Consider the following 18,401-nt stretch of genomic DNA (forward strand, 5'->3'; position numbering starts at 1 on the left):
CTGCACTGGCAATGAGGCAGGGAAGCGGCGTCCGTTTGGACGCCGCTTTTATTTTGGCGGGAGTTGGCCGGTTGCTGACAGGGAGCGCCCCATGATCCCGCACAGGCGGGAACCCGGTCCCCGCTTCAAGGGATCATTGCCCCGTCTGATCCGTGCTCCTCCTTGGCAGGAGTACGGTTTACCCAGACCGAATATCGATGTCCGCTATACGCCCAAAGCCGGAAGCAGCAGCGTGAACCGCGCCCCGCCTTCGGGCGCGTCGTCGATACGGATGTCGCCGCCCATGGCGCGAGCCAGACGCCGCGAAATGTAGAGGCCAAGGCCGCTGCCGCCCGCGTCGCTGCGGCCCAGTCGCTCGAACTTGTCGAAGATGCGCTCCCTGCTGTCGGCGGCTATGCCATCGCCCTGGTCCAGCACCGCGATCCAGGCCTCGCCGTCCGACCGCCCTGTCTCTATCCGAACGGCAGACCCTTCGGGCGCATAGCGCACGGCGTTGCCGACAAGGTTCATCAGGATCTGCAAGGCGCGGCGAAATTCACCGATGGCCGGTTCCGCGACCGTCAGCGCAGGGGCGAGGATGCTGATCCCCCGATCCTGCGCCTTTACGAGGAACAGCCCGGCGGCCCGGCGCCCGACATCGGCCAGGTCGATCTCTTCCGCGGTCACGCTGAAATCCGGCCGGTCGATCGCCTGCAGGTCCGCCAGATCGTCGATCAGCGCCATCAGATGACGCCCCGCCGCCGAAATGTCGCTGGCATAGCCCAGATAGTCCGGCCGCAACGGCCCCTCCAATTGCGCGCCGATCGAATCCGCATTGGCGATGATCCGCCCCAAAGGCCGTCGCAAAGAACGGTCCAGCCTCTTCCCGAACTCGGCGGGATAGAATGGCAGCGGTTCCGGCGTGGCGAGCGGCGCCGTCACCGCGCGGTCGACGGGCAAAGCCTTGCCGCGATAACCCACCAACTGGCCCGCGAGATCGAACATTGGAAAGCCAGACAGCATGAAGCGCTGCGCCGGATCGCTCGTCAATCCCGCCACCTGATCGCGAAAGGCGCGCCGCTGCGCGAAGCCGCGCAGGATCGCCAGGTCGCCTTCGGCATCCGGGCGCAATTCGAAATAGCTCGTGAAGCGGCTGCCCGGCAAAGGCGAGGCGGATGGCAACGCGCCCTCGCCGCCCAACCCCTCATGCACCATCTGGAAGCGCAACTGGGTATCGATCTGCCACGTCCAACCGTCGGACAGGGCAGCGATGTCGGTCTCTCGCCGCGCCAGATCCAGCGGCGCCGCGACCGCCTGCCGCTCATGCCAGTCGATGATGGAAAGCTGCACCCGTTCGGCCTCGGGCTTGGCGCGCACCCACATGTCGATGTCACCACGCTCCGCCGCGGCCACGACCGGGCGGGACAGGGCAATGCCCAGATGCGCCGCCAGCCGCGCCATCGCCGCCAATTGCGGGACCGCCAGCGCGCTGCCGAGATCGCCGCCCGCCTCCTGCTGAAGGGCCAGCACGGGTGCATCCGCACTCAGCAGCCGGCCATCCGCAGCAACCGTCGCCCGGATGATGGCGGGATGCGCGGGCATGTTCATCAACCGGCGATCCGCCGCAGATGATCCAGCTTGGCCCGCAGCGCCGCAGGCGCGCGCAGGGCGCCCACCGTCGCGTCGGCCTGCGTTACGCTCAATTCCTGATAGCGCATGGCTTCCCCGACGATGGTCGCATCGGACAAGGAAGGCCGCACCGGCCGCAATGCCAGCAACAATTGCCGGTAGTCGCTGTCCGATCCCCCGAGCGCCCGGCATAGAGCGGCAACCTGCCCCACCGGACCCATGACCAGTATGTCCGCGACCTGCGCGCTCTCCATCCGCAACCGGCGCCCGGCGAGCGCGGCGAACAGCAGGAAATGCCTGTGCTGCAACGCGGCGGCCATCAGTTCGGGCGCATCGGCGCGCTCGCCCAATTGACGGACCAGCCTGTCCGCCGCCGCGATGGGCCCTTGCGCCTCGTCATGCCGGATCAGTTGGCGTTGCGCCGCGGCTTCGACCAGCGGCACCACCGCTTCCGCTTCGATCAGGCCGCTCCGCTGGATGATCGCTGCCAGGCAGGCGGCCGCCGTCCACAGCAGTTCCGCAAAGAAGCCCGCCGGCAGATCGGGCTGCATCGGCTGATCCTCCGCCGCGGTCATCAGCCAGCGCCCTTCCGCCAGCATCAGCGCGGCAAGCGCTTCGCCCAAGGCGGGATCGTCGGCGGGAAAGAGCGACTCCGCCTCCGATTCGCTGCCCGAACCGCCATCGGGCCCGCCGAACTGGCGCAGCATCAGGCTGATCCCGCCCCGCATCTGCATATGGGCGAGCAGCGCCGGCCCCAACAGGGTCGGCTGCGCGCGCAGCGTCGGCCAGCAAACGGGTTGCGGCCATTGCGCCAACGCCGCCGCGATTTCCGGCCTATCCTCCAGCGCCAGACGCAATCCGATCTCCATTGCGGTCAGGCATCCGCCAAGATGCCGCCGGGTCTCCGCCACCAGAGCGTCGTGCCGCTCCCGCCCGTCGTCCGGAAAGAAAAACGCCAGATCAATGGCATGGCCGACAGGCACGGCGGACATGCCCGCCATGACTTGCGCCATCGGCCAGCAGTCCGCCCGGGTCGGTCCGATCAGGGACGAAAAGGCGCTCATGCCAGCCAGCATAATGGCACGTCGTTAAAATGCACTAAACCGTAACGAGCAAAATCGCTCAATTCCGGCGGAGCAGGATCATCGTTCCAAGCGACCCGATGGCGCACAGCGTCGTCAGGTCGAACATCGGCCCCAGCGCCCCGGCCAGCGACGCCAGCAACAGGGGAATGAGCGCGCTGGCGGGCGTGAAGATCATCCACGGCCGCAACGGCCCGGTTTTCTGCCAGCGATCCGCCATCTGGATGATCGCCAGCATCAGCGCCAGATAGGCCGCCGTCGTTCCTCCGCCCGCGAGCGCGATCCCGCCAAGCGCGAAGGCCGGCGCGATAAAGGCCATCCAGCCCATGGGCAACGGCCGCAGCGCCATCTCGTCCAGCCGATCCGCGGTTTCCGCCAGCAACAGCGACAGCAGCAGCAGGCAGAAGCCCGTCCCTGTCCACAGCAGTTCGATCGGCACCAGCGCAATCGCACCCAGCGCCATGGCGGCGATCCGCACCTGCAGCGCCGGAACCTGCATGCGCATCAGCGCCGGGCTGATCAACCGGGCGGCCGGGCCCAGCAGATATTGTTCGGCCGCGCCCCTGACGCGCCGAAGCCGCGGCCCGCCGGAAAGCACCGCCTGAGCGGCCAGGTCCGCCTGCTCCTGCGTCTCCACCAGCGCGACGCGCCCTTCCATCAGGTCGTCCTGCGGCACGGTGATCCGGCGCGCGCCGGCCTGAACAGCGCCCCGCACGAGGGTCAACGCCAGATCCCAGTCCCCGATCATGTCGAGCGTGTTGAACAGCAGGTCCGGACTGACCCGGACCAGGCCGGCCCAGCGCTGTCCGGCATCGATCCGTTCGAACGGCGCGCTGGCCCGGCTGTCGTCCGCCACCAGCAGCGCATCGCCCTGCTGAGCGGCCATCGCCTCGAAATAACCCTGTCCGATGATCGCCCCGTCCGCAACGAGCAGCGTGTCCGCGTCGCGGGGCGCATCGCGCACCATCGACACCATGTCGCGCACCAGCGCGACGGCGATGCCGTCCGCCGACAGCCGGTCGACGGCCTGCGACAGGGCGGGCGTGATGACGCTGACCAGGATCATCACCCGGTCGGCGCCCGCGCGCACCGCCTGCCGCGCCTGATACTCGACCAGCGTCTGCCCGGCGAAATGCAGGCTGGCGCGCAGCGACCCGGCCGAATCGCCACCGGCCCGGCTCGCGCTGAGAATAGCCGCAAAAGTCATGCGTGTTGAAACCGACCCGATCGTTGTTCAGCCCACCTTGTTACAAGGCGGAGGCAATCACGCAAGCAGCCTCACGCCTCAACGCTGCGCAAGATCGTCAAGCGCGGCACGCAAGCGCCGCAATATGCGTGGGTCGCCCGGCGCCGCGTCGGCCGCTTCATCGGCCATCGCCATCAGGCCGGTGAGGCCGAAACTGGCCGCCAGCCCCTTCAGCCGCCAGGCGGCAAGCTGCCAGTTCGCATCGCATCGCGACCGCCCCAGCAGATCGACCTGCCGCTCCGCGCTTTCCATGAAGGCGACGCGCAGATCCTCGATCAACGGTCTGTCGTCACCGACAGCGGCGGCAAGAGCGGCATTCAGGGCGCCTGGATCATAGGACATGGGGTCAACGCTATCTGGCTTGCGTTAAGTTTTGGTAACAGGGCATTTTCGTGCGCGCAAAAGCTGCTAGGATAGGACGCATGAATGGGGGCAGCACAATCGTCGAATTCTGGCGGGACAAGGACGCAGCGACCGATGATACGGCGCAGGCAGACGACGCCTTGCTTTTGAAACAGGCCGTTCTTGACCTGGAGGATGAGGGCGTGCCTGCGGAAAGCGGCGAGCATGGGATGCGCGCCGCGACATGGGCATTCCCCGCCGCCGGCCTTGGCTGGATCGGCTTTGCCGGTTGGGCGACGCTGTCCTCCGGACAATGGCGCGCCGGGCCTGCGGCGTGGCCGGGGCTGGTCGCGACCATCCTGGTCCCGCTCATCCTGCTCGGCGTCTGTTATCTGCTGCTGCTGCGGAACAGCCGCAGCGAAGCCCGCCGCTATCTCGACACCGCCCGCGCGCTCAGGACCGAGGCGGAACTGCTGGAACTGCGCGTCGCCCGAATCGCCGGCCAGTTGGAAACCGCACGCCAGAGCATGCAGGATCAGGCGGAACTGCTCGACAGCTATGGCGCCGCCGCCAGCAGCAATATGGAGGCGTCGGCCGAGCTGATCGCAAGCCGCGCCAACAGCACCGCCGAACGCGCCGAGTCCGCCGAACGCGCCGGGCTGGCGCTCGTCCAGCGGATGGAAGCGCTGGTCGCCTCCATCCCGGAGCTAGAGGATCGCGCGACGCGCATGTCCGCGCAGATCATCGACAATGGCCACGCCCTGTCGGAACGCATCGACATGTTGGAGGCTCGGCTGCATGCATTGGGCGAGTTGTCGGACGATGCCCGCAGCCGCACGCTTTCGGCAACCAAGAGCCTTTCGAGCCAGCTTATCGAGCTTCAGGAAACCACGCGTTCGGCCACGCAGGAAGTGACCGGCATGGCCGATGTCGCTTCGGGCCGGATCGAGGCGACGACCCTGAGCGCGCGCAAGGCGATGGAGGAGAGCTGGCTCGACATCGAGCAGAAGTCGATCGTGCTGACCGGCCTTACCGATCGCACCAAGTCGGAAATAGCGGAGACCACCCAGTCGGTCATCGCCCTGCTGACGCAGGAATTGAACCGCGTCGAGATCGACGTGCTGCACCGTCTGGAAACCACCCATGGGCGCGCGCAGGAAACCATGGCGGCGGTCGACGCCAATCTGACCGCGCAGGCCGCGTCGCTGAAGGCGCTGATCGAGGGTGCGCAGGCCGGCATTGCTGCCACCAGCCAATCCGCCCTCTCCACCCTGGCGCGCGACACCGAAACCGTGGAGGCCGAACTGCGCCGGCGGGTGGAAGCGGCTATTGCGCAAACCCATGAAGGCATCAGGCTGACCGACGACGGCATCGCCCGCCATGGCGCGGCGCTGGAGGCGCTCATCGCCCGGTCGCGCGACAGCATCGCCGCCATCGGGGATGAGACCGTCACCAGTATAGCGGATCATGTGGGCGAGATCGAAAACCGCCTGCACCAGATCAACGATCTGGTCGAAGGCCAGCGCACGCTTGTATCGGGCCTGCAAAGCAGCCTGGACGATGCGGTCGATTCCGCGCAGTCGCGCTTTGCGGCGATGGAACAGTCCGCGCTCGCCCGCAATGAGCGGTTGACCGAAGCGTTGTCGCGCCTGACCGCCGAAACGCAGCGCATCGATGCCGCCCTGGGGGCTGGCGGCCTGACCGCCGAAAAGCTGATCGGCAGTGCGGAGACGCTGATGGTCGCGCTTGATTCCAGCGTGCGCGAACTCGACGAAACCTTTCCTGCCGCGCTCCAGCGCTTCAACGGCCGGATCGAGACCAGCCGCACCCTGCTCGACAGCGCCGCGCCGGAGATCGAACGGCTGGAGGCCATTTCGGAGGCGTTGCTCGGGCGCACGCAGGAGGCCGAGGAATTGCTGCGCGGCCAGGGACGCCGCCTGACCGAATGGCTGGAAAGCACGCAAAGCGGCGTGGATGCCAATCGCGAACTGGTGGAGAAGCTGCGCAGCGCGCTCGACAACGCGCATCAGGACGCGACGCGCATCACCGAAGGCGCGGGACCGCTGCTCGTCACCGCCCTCCTCCGCGTCAAGGATACCGCCGATCAGGCGGCCGAACGCGCCCGCCAGGCGCTCAGCCGCGCCATCCCCGAAGCGGCGGAGGCGCTTGCCGACGCCAGCGAGCAGGCGATGCAGCGCGCCATCGACGAAAAGGTCACGGCCCAGATCGAAATGGTCGCCAGGGTGGCGGAGAAAGCGGTGAAGGCCGCGCATCAGGCATCCGACCGCCTGACCCGCCAGCTCCTGACCATCGCGGACACCAGCGCCAGCGTGGAAGCGCGGATTGAGGAAGCGGAGCGCGCCGCCGAGGACCGCGACCGCGACCATTTCGCCCGACGGTCGGCGCTGATCATCGAATCGCTCAACAGCACGGCGATCGACGTATCGAAGATACTCTCCAACGATGTCACGGACTCGGCCTGGTCAGCCTATCTGAAGGGCGATCGCGGCGTCTTCACCCGCCGCGCGGTCAAGCTGCTGGACGCGGGCGAATCCCGCGAAATCGCCCTGCATTACGACAATGATCCTGAATTTCAGGAGCATGTGAACCGCTACATCCACGATTTCGAATCGATGCTGCGGATCATCCTGTCGGCCCGCGACGGCAATGCGCTGGGCGTTGCGATCCTTTCATCGGACATGGGCAAGCTCTATGTCGCGCTGGCGCAGGCGATCGAAAGACTGCGGCAATAGGTCGTCGAAGCCTGGCGATAATTCTGCCATCGCCCGCTGCCGTCAAAAAGCATGCGCGCCTCGCAGCGGACCCCGTCGCCCCGGACAAATTCAGTCCGCTGTCGTCGGATCGATCGTCGCGCGTATCTGGGCGATGCTGTTGGCCGGGAATCCCGCCATGTCCGCATGCCGGCGGATCAATTCCTCGCTGGGCGCACGATAGACGCAATAGATCTTGTCGTCGGTGACATAGCTGTGAACCCATTGAATATCCGGGCCCAGCTGACGCAGCACATTGCAGGAGCCCTGCGACGCGCCCTTGAGCTGCTCGCCCGATAATTGGCCGACGCCGGGCATGTCCCGTTCGATCACGAATTGCGGCATGATGTCCTCCCCTGTCTGACAGGCGCATGGATCATAGACCCTTCATGCTCCCTGTTCGAGGGCGATATTGGGCTAGAGCGCGCTGCGTTAAATCGTGCGCAGGCCACGCGCTCTAAGCTTTTGTTGTCGCATCGTTTTAAACGCAAAACCGGTTCCCACTTTTGCGCACGATGCTCTAGGCCCTCATCGGCAGGCCCGCCCGCCCCAGGCGCCGCGTTCCGCCTGATCGAGATGCAGATGATCGCGATGTGCGGCATTATAGTCGGGCGAAAGGACGGTCGAAAACAACCCGCACGCGCCGTCACGAACCTCATGCAGAAAATCCGCGTCCTTTCCCCCTCCCTTCCAGTCCGCCGCAACGCCGATCCGGTGTCCGTCCGTCAGGGTGAAACCGGCCACATCAATGGCGTCGGCCGTGGCATGCTCGCTGAAATCCCCTGCGCTGCGTCCATAGAGACGGCGGCAGCTATAAGCGCCGAAATGCGTGACCTTCCGAACCGCGCGGCCGAAGTGACGCTGGGCGGCGGGCTGGACCACCTGCCATTCCCAGAGCTTGAGCGCCGCCGCAACCGGACAGGATGGCGCGACCGCCGCCGGTTCCCATGCTATGGCGTCCTTGACCGGAGTCAGCCGCACGGCGTCGGCATAGGCGCACTGGCCCTCGCCCCCCGGCTTCATGCGGGAATAGGCAACGCCCGCCCGATCCAGCAGGGCGCGGCACTCGGCAGGACGGCCGGTCAGCGAGGCAAGCTTGCGGCCGGTGAAGAGACCGATCGGCTGGGATAGATCAAGTCGAGTCCAGGGGATATTCTGGGGCCGGCGGCTGACATAGGCATAGCCGATCAGGCAAAGGCTCAGAACCGCCGCGACATGGACAAGGCGGCGCAGGAAGAGGTGGATTCGGCGCATGCCTCAAGCACGCCGGACCGTCCCCATTGGTTCCGACGTCACCGGATAACCGAGATGATCGGGAATACAGAGATGCGGTTCCCCATTTCTCTCCTCGAACCAGGGCGTCACCTTCTCAACCGGGATCGACAGGGCATGCGCCGCCAGATCATCGAAGCGGCCGAATTGGGCGAGCCGCTCCAGATTGCGCCGCGTCGGAAAGATGATCTGCCCCTCGCCCCGGTCGCATCGGGCCAGCGTTTCCGCTGCGCTGCTCCAGAACAGTTGCACATTTTCGGTGGCATCGACGCTCGCGGCCTGTCCTTCCGGCGCCTCAGCGATGTAGAAGCGGGTATCGAACACCCGCTGCGCCTGCTCCAGGCGCGCAGGGTGCCAGCGGGCAAAGGGCAGCAGCCGATCCAGCGCGATTTCCAGCCCATGATCGCTGAGGATGTCGCCAAGCCCGGCCCCTGCCCCCAGCGCCTGCCGCATGGCCGCGATCCGATCGGCCGCCAGGGGGGATGTGAAGGCAATGGCGAGACCGCTTTCCTCCAGCGTCTCCCGAATGGCGGCGATCCGCGCCGCCGCCTCGTCCAGAGGCAGGCCACCAGCGATCTTCGCTGCAAGAGCATGATCGCCCGCATCCACCGCGCCACCGGGAAAGACCAGCGCGCCCGCGGCGAAGGCCATGCTGGACGCCCGTTCCATCATCAGGATTTCCGCGGCGGCATCCGGGCGGTCGCGCAGGATGACCACCGTCGCAGCGGCGCGGCCTTCGCAAAGCATATCTGTCATGAAACCGCCATAGGCATCGAAATCCCCGGCGGTAAAGTCCCTTCCGGTCAATGCCGGAAGGGATTGGTGGAGCCGAGGGGGATCGAACCCCTGACCTCGTCATTGCGAACGACGCGCTCTCCCAGCTGAGCTACGGCCCCGTAAAGGAGCGCTGCCTATAAGCGAGCGATTGCGCCCATGCAACGGTCTTTTTGCGCAAAATGCGACGGCCGCGAACAGGCCCGGAACCGCGCAGCGCAGCCGCTCTGTCGGGGCCAAGGCGGAACATTACTCCTGCGTAACGCCCGGAACGATGCGGCCGCATGCTCATTGGTGCGGTGACGACGCTTCCGAAAGGACGTCGTGCAAAAAGCAGACAAGGAGACGGACAATGGGTTACCAAGGCGGACGTCGCTATGGTGACGGCGATCGTAACTGGACGGACTGGGACCGCGATTCCGACCGTTACCGTGCGCGGCGCGACTGGCGGGACGACCGCAGCTATCGATATGGCACGCGCGGCCAGTTCGGCGGATCGGGATCGGGATATGGCGGATCGGGCAACCGGCGCCCGCCCGAAGATTATGATCCGGAAGAACGGGGCTTCTTCGACCGCGCGGGCGACGAGATCCGGAGCTGGTTCGGTGACGAAGAGGCGGAGCGTCGCCGCGAATATGACGATTATTACAACCGGCCCTATGGCGATCCGCGGGACCAGAGCAGCCGGATCGGCTATGCCTCTGCCTCCAATTCGGCGCGTTACCTGCCCAATCGCGGCTATGCGCCCTTTGCCGGCGAACGCAGCGGCTTCGGCAGCGAGGATCATGGCTATCGGGTGCGCGCCTATGGCCCCAACCATGATTATGGCGAGCATCACGACGCCAATTATTATGCCTGGCGTCAGCAACGGATCGACGAGCTGGACCGCGACTATGCCGAATATCAGCGGGAGAATCGCGAACGCTTCAACAATGAGTTCGGCAGTTGGCGGAACCGCCGCGGCGAGCAGCGCCAGGCGGTCCAGCAGGTCCGCGAGCATATGGAAGTCGTCGGCAGCGACGGCGAGCATGTCGGCACGGTCGACAAGCTGCGCGGCGACCGCATCATCCTGACCAAGAGCGATCAGGAATCCGGCGGCGTGCATCATTCGATCCCGTCATCCTGGATCAGGTCGGTGGACGCGCAGAAGGTGACGCTGGAAAAGACGGCGGAACAGGCGCAGACCGCATGGCGCACCGAACGGGAGCAGCAGGCCCTGTTCGGATCGCAGGACGACGATGCGAGCGACAGGTTCAGCGGCGCAAGCGGCTCGACCTTCGAAAAGGGCCGTTACCGGTAAAAAATGGGAGGGCCCGGCCGCGGGCCGGGCCCCTTCTTCATTCGGCGGCGGCCAGTACCCGCTGCGCCTGGACCAGATGCGGACGGTCGATCATCTTGCCGTCCAGTTTCAGCACCCCTGCACCCGGATTCGCGGCGAAGGCGTCGATCACTGCCCTCGCCCGGGCGATTTCGGTCTCGCTGGGGGTAAAGCCATCATTGATGGCGGCGACCTGTACCGGATGGATCGCCATCATGCCGGTGAAGCCATCGCGACGCGCCCTTCCTATATAGGCGTTGAGATCGTCCATCGCCTCGATCCGGGGGAAGACCGTGTCGATGGCTGGCACGCCTGCTGCATGGGCGGCGAACAGCGTGAGGCTGCGCGCCAGTTCGAAGGGCGCGGTGTAGCGGCCATCCTCCTCGCGGGAGGTCGAGGCGCCGACCGAGGCGGGCAGATCCTCCGCCCCCCAGGTCAGGCCAGCGAGCTTTTCGCGAACCTGCCGGAACGTGCCCAGTTCGAAGATGGCGGCGGGCGTTTCGGTCGCGATGGGCAAGATCGGCGGCACATTCGCGCCGTCCGCCAGGGCGATCAGCGCCTGAATGCTGGGGGCGCCTTCCGCCTTGGGCAGCATGATCCCGTCCGGCGAGGCAGGCAGCACCGCGGCCAGATCGGCGCGGGTGTGGTCGCCGTCCAGCGGGTTCACCCGGACGAAGGCCACGCAGTCGCGGGGCGAGGCCAGCCATTCCGCAATCGCCTCCCGCCCAAGGGCCTTGCGTTCCGGGGCGACCGAATCCTCCAGGTCCAGAATGATGGCGTCGGCGCCGCTGGCCGCCGCCTTGGCGAAGCGTTCGGGGCGGTCGGCGGGAACGAAAAGCAGCGAACGGAGCTTCATGCGGGCCTCTTCTTCAGCAGCGCCATGCGCAGGCATTGGCAGACGATTTCGTCCCGCTGGTTATAGAGCCGATGGGTGAATGTCACGATCCCCGCTTCGGGGCGGGAACGGCTTTCCTTGAGGTCCGTCACTTCGCTGTCCGCCCGCATCGTGTCGCCGATAAAGACCGGCTTGGGCATGACCAATTTGTCATAGCCCAGATTGGCGACCAGCGTGCCCAGCGTCGTGTCGCCCACCGACAGGCCCACCATCAGCGCGAAGGTGAAAGTGCCGTTGACGAGGATCTGGCCGAACTCCGAGGCTTTCGCGGCCTCAGCGTCCAGATGCAGCGGCTGGGGGTTGTGGGTCATGGTCGAGAAGAGGAGATTGTCGGTTTCCGTCACCGTGCGGCGGATGTCATGGGTCATCCGGTCGCCAATCCGCCATTCGTCATAATAGCGGCCCGCCATCAGCCTTCCTCCCGCTCAACCAGCACCAGCAGCGCGCCTTCGCTGACCTGGCCGCCTTCGGACGCGTCCAGTTCCGCCACTACGCCGTCGAAGGGCGCCGTCAGGCTATGCTCCATCTTCATCGCCTCCAGTGTGACCAGCTTCTGGCCCTTGGCGACCTTGTCGCCCTGCGCCACGGCGACGGCGATGATGCGGCCCGGCATGGGGGAGAGGATCGCGCCGTCGGATACGGCGCCGCCGCCTGCCTTGACGGGCGGGGTCTGGCTGAAGAACCAGCTTTGCCCGGCTTCGGTGACGATGATCGTGCCGTCGCGCTCCATGTCGGAGCAGAGACCCGTGCGCAGATCGTCAGATTGCGCTTCCACTACGACATGGCGGCTGTCCACGAACAGGTCGACCTTGGTCTTCGACTGTCCGTTGAGGCGGAAGCCGAACAAGCCGTCGCGAAAGGACCGATCGTCCCAATCGCTCCGGGCGAGCCAGTCCCTGCGGAATCGCTCGCCCGCCGCCGCAAGGACTCGGTCCGAGGGGCCATCGATCCTTGTCAGCGCCTCTCCCTGCCGCTCGATCAGGCCGGTGTCGAGGCGACCCTCGGCAAAATCGGCCATGGAAAGGCAAGCGTGCAAAAACGGCTTGTTGGTGTGCAGCGGCCCGACAAAACTGCTGTCGAGCCAGCGGATCAGGCCGCCCCGCGCTTCCTCCCGATCCTCGCCATGGCAGATGACCTTGGCGATCATCGGGTCGTAGAAGGAACTGACGGTATCGCCTTCCTCCACGCCCGTTTCCACGCGGGCGCGGTTGTCGAACAGCAGCCGGTCGATCTTGCCGGGGCTGGGCAGGAAGCCTTTGGTGGGGTCTTCGGCATAGAGCCGCGCCTCGATGGCGTGGCCGTTGATCGACAGCTCCTCCTGCTTTTTCGGCAGCGGTTCGCCGCTCGCCACGCGAAGTTGCCATTCGACCAGATCGACGCCGGTAATCTCCTCCGTCACCGGATGCTCGACCTGGAGGCGCGTGTTCATCTCCATGAACCAGATGCGGTCGGCGCGCAGGCCTTCGCTGGCGTCCGCGATGAACTCGATCGTGCCCGCACCGACATAATCCACCGCCTGCGCCGCCCGGACCGCAGCGCCGCAAATGGCTTCGCGGGTGGCGGCGTCCATGCCGGGCGCCGGAGCTTCCTCGATCACTTTCTGGTGGCGGCGCTGGAGCGAGCAGTCGCGTTCGAACAGGTGCACCACCTGGCCGTGGCTGTCCCCGAACACCTGCACTTCGATATGGCGGGGCGAGAGGATATATTTTTCGATCAGCACTTGGTCGTTGCCGAAGGAGGACGCCGCCTCTCGCTGGCAGGAAAGCAGCGCGTCGGCAAAATCCGCCACCGCTTCGACGCGCCGCATGCCCTTGCCGCCGCCGCCTGCGACCGCCTTGATGAGCACGGGATAGCCGATGGCGTCAGCTTCGGCTTGCAGGCGCTCTGCGCTCTGGTCCTCGCCCAGATAGCCGGGGGTGACGGGGACGCCCGCGTCGGCCATCAGCGTCTTGGCGGCGTCCTTCAGGCCCATGGCGGTGATGCTGGAGGGATTGGGGCCGACCCAGATCAGGCCCGCGTCGATGACGGCCTGCGCGAAGGCGGCGTTTTCCGAGAGGAAGCCGTAGCCGGGGTGGATCGCTTCGGCCCCAGTCGCCTGGGCGGCGGCAATGATGCGATCACCGATCAGATAGGATTCGCGCGCCGGGGATGGGCCGATATGCACGGCTTCATCGGCTTCGCGGACGTGGAGCGCTTTCGCATCGGCGTCGGAATAGACTGCGACGGTGCGGATGCCGAGACGCCGGGCGGTGCGGATGATGCGGCAGGCGATCTCGCCGCGATTGGCTATGAGCAGGGATTGGATCATGAGAGACTCCCAAATACCTCCCCAATATGGGGAGGGGGACCAGCCGCAGGCTGGTGGAGGGGCTGGCGCGCAACACAGGCGGCTGTGATCGCCTTGACGACATTGTCCAGATTCTGAAGGACATCGCGGGCGGGAATGCGGAGAGTGTGAAAGCCCAGCCGTTCCAATGCAGCATCCCGGTCCTGATCGCGGGCGGGCCGATGGCCGCGCGAATGGACTTCGCCGTCGACTTCGATAGCCAGTCGTGCCGACAGACAGGCAAAGTCGAGACTGTAGCGGTCTATCGGATGCTGGCGCCGGAATTTGAAACCGCCGGGGCGTGTCTTCAGGGCGCGCCACAGGACGACTTCCGGTAGATTGCCGCTGCGGCGTTCCTTGCGTGCCATGCGGATGGTTTCAGTCGTTGCCGAGAACACCCCTCCACCAGCCTCTGGCTGGTCCCCCTCCCCGTTCCGGGGAGGTATTTGGTCCCGCCCCCTCACATGCGGAACACCCCGAAGCGGGGCGCCTCCTCGACCGGGGCGTTGAGCGTGGCGGCGAAGGCCAGGCCCAGCACGTCGCGGGTCTGGGCGGGGTCGATCACGCCATCGTCCCACAGACGCGCCGTCGCGTGATAGGGGTTGCCCTCATCCTCATATTTCTGGCGGATCGGGGCCTTGAAGGCTTCGGCTTCTTCCGGCGTCCATCTGGCGGCGTCGCGGTGGACGGTCGCCAGCACGCTCGCCGCCTGCTCGCCGCCCATCACGGAGATGCGGCTGTTGGGCCAGGTGAAGAGGAAACGCGGCCCATAAGCCCGGCCGCACATGCCGTAATTGCCCGCGCCGAAGCTGCCGCCGATCAGCACGGTGATCTTGGGCACGCTGGCGGTCGCGACCGCGGTCACCAGCTTCGCGCCATGCTTGGCGATCCCCTCCGCCTCATATTTGCCGCCGACCATGAAGCCGGAGATATTCTGGAGGAACAGCAGCGGAATGCGCCGCTGACAGGCCAGTTCGATGAAATGCGCGCCCTTCTGCGCGCTCTCGCTGAACAGCACGCCGTTGTTCGCGAGGATCGCGACCGGCATGCCCCAGATATGGGCGAAACCGCAGACGAGCGTGGTGCCGTAGAGCGATTTGAACTCGTGAAATTCGCTGCCGTCGACGATGCGGGCGATCACTTCGCGCACGTCATAGGGGGCGCGGACGTCCTGGGGGATGATGCCGTACAGTTCCGCCGGGTCATATTTCGGCGCCTTGGGCTCGCGCAGGTTGAGGTCGATCTCCGGCGCCGGTTGCAGCGTCGAAACGATGTCCCGCACGATGGTCAGCGCATGCTCGTCATTTTCCGCGACATGATCGACCACGCCGGAGCGGCGGCCATGCACTTCCGCGCCGCCCAGGTCTTCGGCGGAAATGACCTCGCCCGTCGCGGCCTGCACCAGCGGCGGGCCGGCGAGGAAAATCGTGCCCTGGTTGCGCACGATCACCGTCTCGTCCGACATGGCGGGCACATAGGCGCCGCCCGCGGTGCAGCTTCCCATGACGCAGGCGATCTGCGGGATGCCCCGCCCCGACATCTGCGCCTGATTGTAGAAGATGCGCCCGAAATGCTCGCGGTCGGGAAAGACCTCCGCCTGGTTGGGCAGGTTCGCGCCGCCGCTGTCGACCAGATAGACGCAGGGGAGGCGATTCTCCATTGCGATCTCCTGCGCGCGGAGATGCTTCTTGACGGTCAGCGGATAATAGGTGCCGCCCTTCACCGTGGCGTCGTTGCAGGCGATCATCACCTGCCGTCCCGACACCCGGCCGATCCCTGCGATCATGCCCGCGCCGGGCACTTCGCCATGATACATGTCGTTGGCGGTGAGCTGGCCGATCTCCAGAAACGGACTGCCCGGATCGAGCAGCCGCTCCACCCGGTCGCGGGGCAGCAGCTTGCCGCGCGCCACATGCTTGGCCCGCGCCGCTTCGCTGCCGCCGAGCGCGGCCTGCGCGACTTTCGCGTGCAGTTCGTCGCGCAGAGCCCGGTTATGCGCGGCGTTGGCGCGGAAAGCATCACTCTCCGCCGAGAGCTTCGTGTCGAGAACAGGCGCACTCATGCTCTTGCGTTCCCCTGCCCTGCGGTTGCATATCCGGGGTCATCCATGCCGACCATCCTGCTCCTCACCATATCCAACCTGTTCATGACGACCGCCTGGTATTGGCACCTGAAAGGCGGGATGAATAAGCCCCTTTTCGCGGTCATCCTGATCAGTTGGGGCATTGCCTTCGTCGAATATTGCTTCGCCGTGCCCGCCAACCGCATCGGCTTTGCCCATGGGTGGAGCGCGGGCCAGCTCAAGATCGCGCAGGAGGCCATTGCGCTGCTGATCTTCGGCGGATTCATGGTGACGGTGCTGGGCGAGCCGCTGCACTGGCGCCATCTGGCCGCTTTCCTCTGCATCATGGCGGCGGTGGGCTTCCTGTTCGTGGGGCGGTCATGAGAGAGTTGCCCGCTCTTGCGGAGGCAGGAGCCCAGTTTGGACGGCAGGGGCACATTCACACGCCGATCAGTTCGCGGCCGATCAGCATGCGGCGGATTTCGTTCGTTCCCGCGCCGATGTCCAGCAGCTTGGCGTCGCGCATGTAGCGCTCGACCGGCCAATCCTTCGTATAGCCGGCCCCACCCAGCGCCTGCACGGCTTCGAGCGAGACCTTCATCGCATTCTCGCTGGCCAGCAGGATCGCGCCCGCCGCGTCGAAGCGCGTCGTCCTGCCCCTGTCGCAGGCCTGCGCCACGGCATAGACATAGGCCCGCGCCGAATTGAGCGCGACATACATGTCCGCGACCTTGGCCTGCATGAGCTGGAACGCGCCGATGGGCTGGCCGAACTGCTTGCGCTCCCGCACATAGGGCAGCACCACGTCGAGACAGGCCTGCATGATGCCGAGCTGGATGCCCGACAGCACCGCCCGCTCATAGTCGAGACCCGACATCAGCACGCCGACGCCGCCGTTGAGCGGGCCCATGATGTTTTCCTCCGGCACTTCGCAATCGTCGAAGACCAGTTCGGCGGTGGGCGATCCGCGCATGCCGACCTTGTCGATCTTCTGCCCGATGGAGAAGCCCTTGAAATCCTTCTCGATCAGGAAGGCGGTGATGCCGCGCGACCCTTCGCCGGTCTTGGCATAGACGACAAGCGTGTCGGCATAAGCGGCGTTGGTGATCCAGAATTTGGTGCCGTTGAGGACATAGCGGTCGCCGCGCTTCTCCGCGCGCAGCTTCATCGAGACGACGTCCGACCCCGCCCCCGCCTCCGACATGGCGAGCGATCCGACATGCTCGCCGGAGATCAGCTTGGGCAGATAGCGCGCCTTCTGCTCCGGCGTGGCCCAGCGGCGGATCTGGTTGACGCAGAGATTGGAGTGCGCGCCATAGCTGAGGCCTATGGAGGCGGAAGCCCGCGCCACCTCCTCCTGCGCAACCACATGCTCCAGATAGCCGAGGCCAAGGCCGCCATCGGCTTCCTCCACGGTGACGCCGTGCAGGCCCAGCGCGCCCATTTCCGGCCACAGGTCGCGCGGGAACCAATCCCTGGCGTCGACTTCCGCGGCCAGAGGCGCGATGCGGTCGGCGGCGAAACGGGCGGTCGTCTCGCGGATCATCTCCGCATTTTCACCCAGCGCGAAGTCGAAATCAGTCATGGCAAGCTCTCCTTGCCGCGCATCCTATCGTTCAACAACCGCCAAGAAAAATTGAAACGGCGCAGGATAGTGTATAGTTTCTGTCTATGATCGAACGCTATTTGCTCCGCTATTTCCTGGCTGTCGTGGACCATGGCAATTTCTCCCGCGCGGCCGCGCACTGCCTGGTGTCGCAACCGACTTTGTCCGTGGGCATCTCCAAGCTGGAACAGGCGGTGGGCGCTCCGCTTTTCCTGCGCAGCAACCAGCGGGTCGAACTGACCGAAGCCGGAGCCCGCCTGCTGACCCATGCCCGGCGGATCGAGCGCGAATTCAACCTGGCGGAACTGGCGGGGGCAAAGGCGGAGCAGGCCCCGGTGCTGCGCATCGGCGTGCTGCTGAGCATAGCAGGCGAGCTGGTCGCCCGCGCCGTTGCAGACCGCGCCATGGCCAAGGAAGGCAGGATCGAGATCATCCCCGGCAGCGAGCGGGAATTGCTGGGGCGCCTGGACGCGGAGCGGATCGACGTGGCGCTCACCCTGATCAGGCCGGGCGCGGACCGCTTCCTGACGCAATCGGTTATAGAGGAAGGCTATGGCATCGCCATGGCCGCCGACCATCCGCTGGCCGGGAGAGCCGTGGTGGCTGCCGAAGAACTCGCCTCCGAAACGATGATCGTGCGCCGCCATTGCGAGGCGCTCTCCGCCACCAGCCGCTATTTCGTCGATCGCGGCGTCCGCCCGCATTTCGCCTTGCGCTCGACCAATGACGAGCGCGTGATGCAGATGGTCGCGGCGGGGCTGGGCATAACGGTCATGCCCGAAAGCTACCGCTGGCCGGGCATGGCGCGGGTCGCGCTCAAGGATTTCGGTGAGCGGAGGAATGTCGGACTTCTCTATGGCGCGCGAGCGGCGGGGCTGCGGGAAGCGCCTATGCTCAGGGCGCTGGAAGCGTCCTTGAGGGCGGAAGGCCCCCGTATCTGGAGCAGCCGATGATTCTATCCGCTTGGAAAACGCTTGTCTTATGACATTGCGGTCCGTTTGGGTCATGCTGGATTGCCCGGGCCGGGGTGGCCACCCCGGCCCGGGCGGAAGGGGACGGATCGTGAAAGCGCCGGTCGTTGTGGGACCGGGTTAGAGTA

The 18,401-nt window shown here is 66.0% G+C and carries 17 protein-coding genes and 1 tRNA gene; 4 read left to right on the plus strand and 14 right to left on the minus strand.

Going from position 1 to position 18,401, the window contains the following annotated elements; translation table 11 throughout:
* Positions 1-204: 204 nt before the first annotated feature.
* The 4 genes from EWH10_RS21100 to EWH10_RS21115 form a co-directional block, all read right to left on the minus strand.
* Positions 205-1,587 (minus strand): sensor histidine kinase, encoded by a 1,383-nt coding sequence (locus tag EWH10_RS21100; protein ID WP_044661819.1) that lies wholly within the window; start codon positions 1,585-1,587, stop codon positions 205-207.
* Positions 1,587-2,684 (minus strand): DUF2336 domain-containing protein, encoded by a 1,098-nt coding sequence (locus EWH10_RS21105; protein ID WP_083199100.1) that lies wholly within the window; start codon positions 2,682-2,684, stop codon positions 1,587-1,589. Before EWH10_RS21105 ends, EWH10_RS21100 begins: the two co-directional genes overlap by 1 nt.
* Before the next feature lie 46 nt (positions 2,685-2,730).
* Positions 2,731-3,897, minus strand: a complete 1,167-nt coding sequence (locus EWH10_RS21110) for a hypothetical protein (protein ID WP_044661818.1) — start codon at positions 3,895-3,897, stop codon at positions 2,731-2,733.
* 78 nt (positions 3,898-3,975) lie between these two features.
* A complete protein-coding gene (locus EWH10_RS21115) occupies positions 3,976-4,278 on the minus strand; it encodes a hypothetical protein (RefSeq protein WP_025549274.1) in 303 nt (100 codons plus the stop codon).
* A gap of 80 nt (positions 4,279-4,358) precedes the next feature.
* Between EWH10_RS21115 and EWH10_RS21120 the strand changes: the two genes are divergently transcribed.
* Entirely contained in the window at positions 4,359-7,031 is a 2,673-nt protein-coding gene (locus EWH10_RS21120) for a coiled-coil domain-containing protein (protein WP_065846535.1), read from the plus strand.
* 90 nt (positions 7,032-7,121) lie between these two features.
* Here the strand turns inward: EWH10_RS21120 and EWH10_RS21125 are convergent, their stop codons facing one another.
* The 4 genes from EWH10_RS21125 to EWH10_RS21140 all read right to left on the minus strand — a co-directional run bounded on the left by EWH10_RS21125 (position 7,122) and on the right by EWH10_RS21140 (position 9,217).
* The gene (locus tag EWH10_RS21125) at positions 7,122-7,394 is read right to left on the minus strand and encodes a DUF4242 domain-containing protein (RefSeq protein WP_025549276.1); all 273 of its coding nucleotides are present in this window, start codon (positions 7,392-7,394) and stop codon (positions 7,122-7,124) included.
* Positions 7,395-7,577: 183 nt separating this feature from the next.
* A complete protein-coding gene (locus EWH10_RS21130; RefSeq protein WP_065846536.1) occupies positions 7,578-8,303 on the minus strand; it encodes an extensin-like domain-containing protein in 726 nt (241 codons plus the stop codon).
* 3 nt (positions 8,304-8,306) lie between these two features.
* On the minus strand, positions 8,307-9,068 hold the full coding sequence (locus tag EWH10_RS21135) for an NUDIX hydrolase (RefSeq protein WP_083199106.1): 762 nt from the start codon (positions 9,066-9,068) through the stop codon (positions 8,307-8,309).
* A 73-nt stretch (positions 9,069-9,141) separates the two neighbouring features.
* Positions 9,142-9,217: transfer RNA gene (locus EWH10_RS21140), tRNA-Ala, on the minus strand.
* Between the two features lie 230 nt (positions 9,218-9,447).
* Here EWH10_RS21140 and EWH10_RS21145 point away from each other — a divergent pair.
* Entirely contained in the window at positions 9,448-10,395 is a 948-nt protein-coding gene (locus EWH10_RS21145) for a DUF2171 domain-containing protein (protein WP_044661815.1), read from the plus strand.
* Positions 10,396-10,432: 37 nt separating this feature from the next.
* On the opposite strand, the gene EWH10_RS21150 is transcribed toward EWH10_RS21145, so the two are convergent.
* The 5 genes from EWH10_RS21150 to EWH10_RS21170 form a co-directional block, all read right to left on the minus strand.
* Positions 10,433-11,269: an HpcH/HpaI aldolase/citrate lyase family protein gene (locus EWH10_RS21150; RefSeq protein ID WP_044661814.1), complete on the minus strand. Its 837-nt coding sequence runs from the start codon at positions 11,267-11,269 to the stop codon at positions 10,433-10,435.
* Complete coding sequence (locus EWH10_RS21155; protein ID WP_044661813.1) at positions 11,266-11,718, minus strand: MaoC family dehydratase; 453 nt, start codon at positions 11,716-11,718, stop codon at positions 11,266-11,268. The genes EWH10_RS21150 and EWH10_RS21155 overlap by 4 nt, the downstream gene beginning before the upstream one ends.
* The gene (locus tag EWH10_RS21160; RefSeq protein WP_044661812.1) at positions 11,718-13,616 is read right to left on the minus strand and encodes an acetyl/propionyl/methylcrotonyl-CoA carboxylase subunit alpha; all 1,899 of its coding nucleotides are present in this window, start codon (positions 13,614-13,616) and stop codon (positions 11,718-11,720) included. Before EWH10_RS21160 ends, EWH10_RS21155 begins: the two co-directional genes overlap by 1 nt.
* The gene (locus EWH10_RS21165) at positions 13,613-14,002 is read right to left on the minus strand and encodes an endonuclease domain-containing protein (protein ID WP_083199102.1); all 390 of its coding nucleotides are present in this window, start codon (positions 14,000-14,002) and stop codon (positions 13,613-13,615) included. Before EWH10_RS21165 ends, EWH10_RS21160 begins: the two co-directional genes overlap by 4 nt.
* A 92-nt stretch (positions 14,003-14,094) precedes the next feature.
* Positions 14,095-15,696 carry a carboxyl transferase domain-containing protein gene (locus tag EWH10_RS21170; RefSeq protein WP_044661810.1) on the minus strand — a complete coding sequence of 534 codons (1,602 nt, stop codon included), beginning with the start codon at positions 15,694-15,696 and terminating at the stop codon, positions 14,095-14,097.
* A gap of 45 nt (positions 15,697-15,741) precedes the next feature.
* Between EWH10_RS21170 and EWH10_RS21175 the strand changes: the two genes are divergently transcribed.
* A complete protein-coding gene (locus EWH10_RS21175) occupies positions 15,742-16,080 on the plus strand; it encodes a DMT family protein (RefSeq protein WP_025549293.1) in 339 nt (112 codons plus the stop codon).
* 55 nt (positions 16,081-16,135) lie between these two features.
* Here EWH10_RS21175 and EWH10_RS21180 read toward each other — a convergent pair whose 3' ends face one another.
* Positions 16,136-17,281: an isovaleryl-CoA dehydrogenase gene (locus EWH10_RS21180; RefSeq protein ID WP_044661809.1), complete on the minus strand. Its 1,146-nt coding sequence runs from the start codon at positions 17,279-17,281 to the stop codon at positions 16,136-16,138.
* 86 nt (positions 17,282-17,367) lie between these two features.
* Here EWH10_RS21180 and EWH10_RS21185 point away from each other — a divergent pair, with 86 nt between their 5' ends.
* The gene (locus EWH10_RS21185) at positions 17,368-18,255 is read left to right on the plus strand and encodes a LysR family transcriptional regulator (protein WP_044661808.1); all 888 of its coding nucleotides are present in this window, start codon (positions 17,368-17,370) and stop codon (positions 18,253-18,255) included.
* Positions 18,256-18,401: the final 146 nt, after the last annotated feature.

Origin of the sequence: Sphingobium fuliginis, from assembly GCF_004152845.1 — a bacterium.
Taxonomy (GTDB): domain Bacteria; phylum Pseudomonadota; class Alphaproteobacteria; order Sphingomonadales; family Sphingomonadaceae; genus Sphingobium; species Sphingobium fuliginis.

What these genes read in the sequence shown, in the direction of transcription:
- EWH10_RS21180 (WP_044661809.1), bottom strand. Translation starts at nt 17,281, where the DNA reads ATGACTGATTTCGACTTCGCGCTGGGTGAAAATGCGGAGATGATCCGC.
- EWH10_RS21155 (WP_044661813.1), bottom strand. Translation starts at nt 11,718, where the DNA reads ATGGCGGGCCGCTATTATGACGAATGGCGGATTGGCGACCGGATGACC.
- EWH10_RS21160 (WP_044661812.1), bottom strand. Translation starts at nt 13,616, where the DNA reads ATGATCCAATCCCTGCTCATAGCCAATCGCGGCGAGATCGCCTGCCGC.
- EWH10_RS21145 (WP_044661815.1), top strand. Translation starts at nt 9,448, where the DNA reads ATGGGTTACCAAGGCGGACGTCGCTATGGTGACGGCGATCGTAACTGG.
- EWH10_RS21120 (WP_065846535.1), top strand. Translation starts at nt 4,359, where the DNA reads ATGAATGGGGGCAGCACAATCGTCGAATTCTGGCGGGACAAGGACGCA.
- EWH10_RS21110 (WP_044661818.1), bottom strand. Translation starts at nt 3,897, where the DNA reads ATGACTTTTGCGGCTATTCTCAGCGCGAGCCGGGCCGGTGGCGATTCG.
- EWH10_RS21165 (WP_083199102.1), bottom strand. Translation starts at nt 14,002, where the DNA reads ATGGCACGCAAGGAACGCCGCAGCGGCAATCTACCGGAAGTCGTCCTG.
- EWH10_RS21135 (WP_083199106.1), bottom strand. Translation starts at nt 9,068, where the DNA reads ATGCTTTGCGAAGGCCGCGCCGCTGCGACGGTGGTCATCCTGCGCGAC.
- EWH10_RS21130 (WP_065846536.1), bottom strand. Translation starts at nt 8,303, where the DNA reads ATGCGCCGAATCCACCTCTTCCTGCGCCGCCTTGTCCATGTCGCGGCG.
- EWH10_RS21105 (WP_083199100.1), bottom strand. Translation starts at nt 2,684, where the DNA reads ATGCTGGCTGGCATGAGCGCCTTTTCGTCCCTGATCGGACCGACCCGG.
- EWH10_RS21170 (WP_044661810.1), bottom strand. Translation starts at nt 15,696, where the DNA reads ATGAGTGCGCCTGTTCTCGACACGAAGCTCTCGGCGGAGAGTGATGCT.
- EWH10_RS21185 (WP_044661808.1), top strand. Translation starts at nt 17,368, where the DNA reads ATGATCGAACGCTATTTGCTCCGCTATTTCCTGGCTGTCGTGGACCAT.
- EWH10_RS21150 (WP_044661814.1), bottom strand. Translation starts at nt 11,269, where the DNA reads ATGAAGCTCCGTTCGCTGCTTTTCGTTCCCGCCGACCGCCCCGAACGC.
- EWH10_RS21175 (WP_025549293.1), top strand. Translation starts at nt 15,742, where the DNA reads ATGCCGACCATCCTGCTCCTCACCATATCCAACCTGTTCATGACGACC.
- EWH10_RS21115 (WP_025549274.1), bottom strand. Translation starts at nt 4,278, where the DNA reads ATGTCCTATGATCCAGGCGCCCTGAATGCCGCTCTTGCCGCCGCTGTC.
- EWH10_RS21100 (WP_044661819.1), bottom strand. Translation starts at nt 1,587, where the DNA reads ATGAACATGCCCGCGCATCCCGCCATCATCCGGGCGACGGTTGCTGCG.
- EWH10_RS21125 (WP_025549276.1), bottom strand. Translation starts at nt 7,394, where the DNA reads ATGCCGCAATTCGTGATCGAACGGGACATGCCCGGCGTCGGCCAATTA.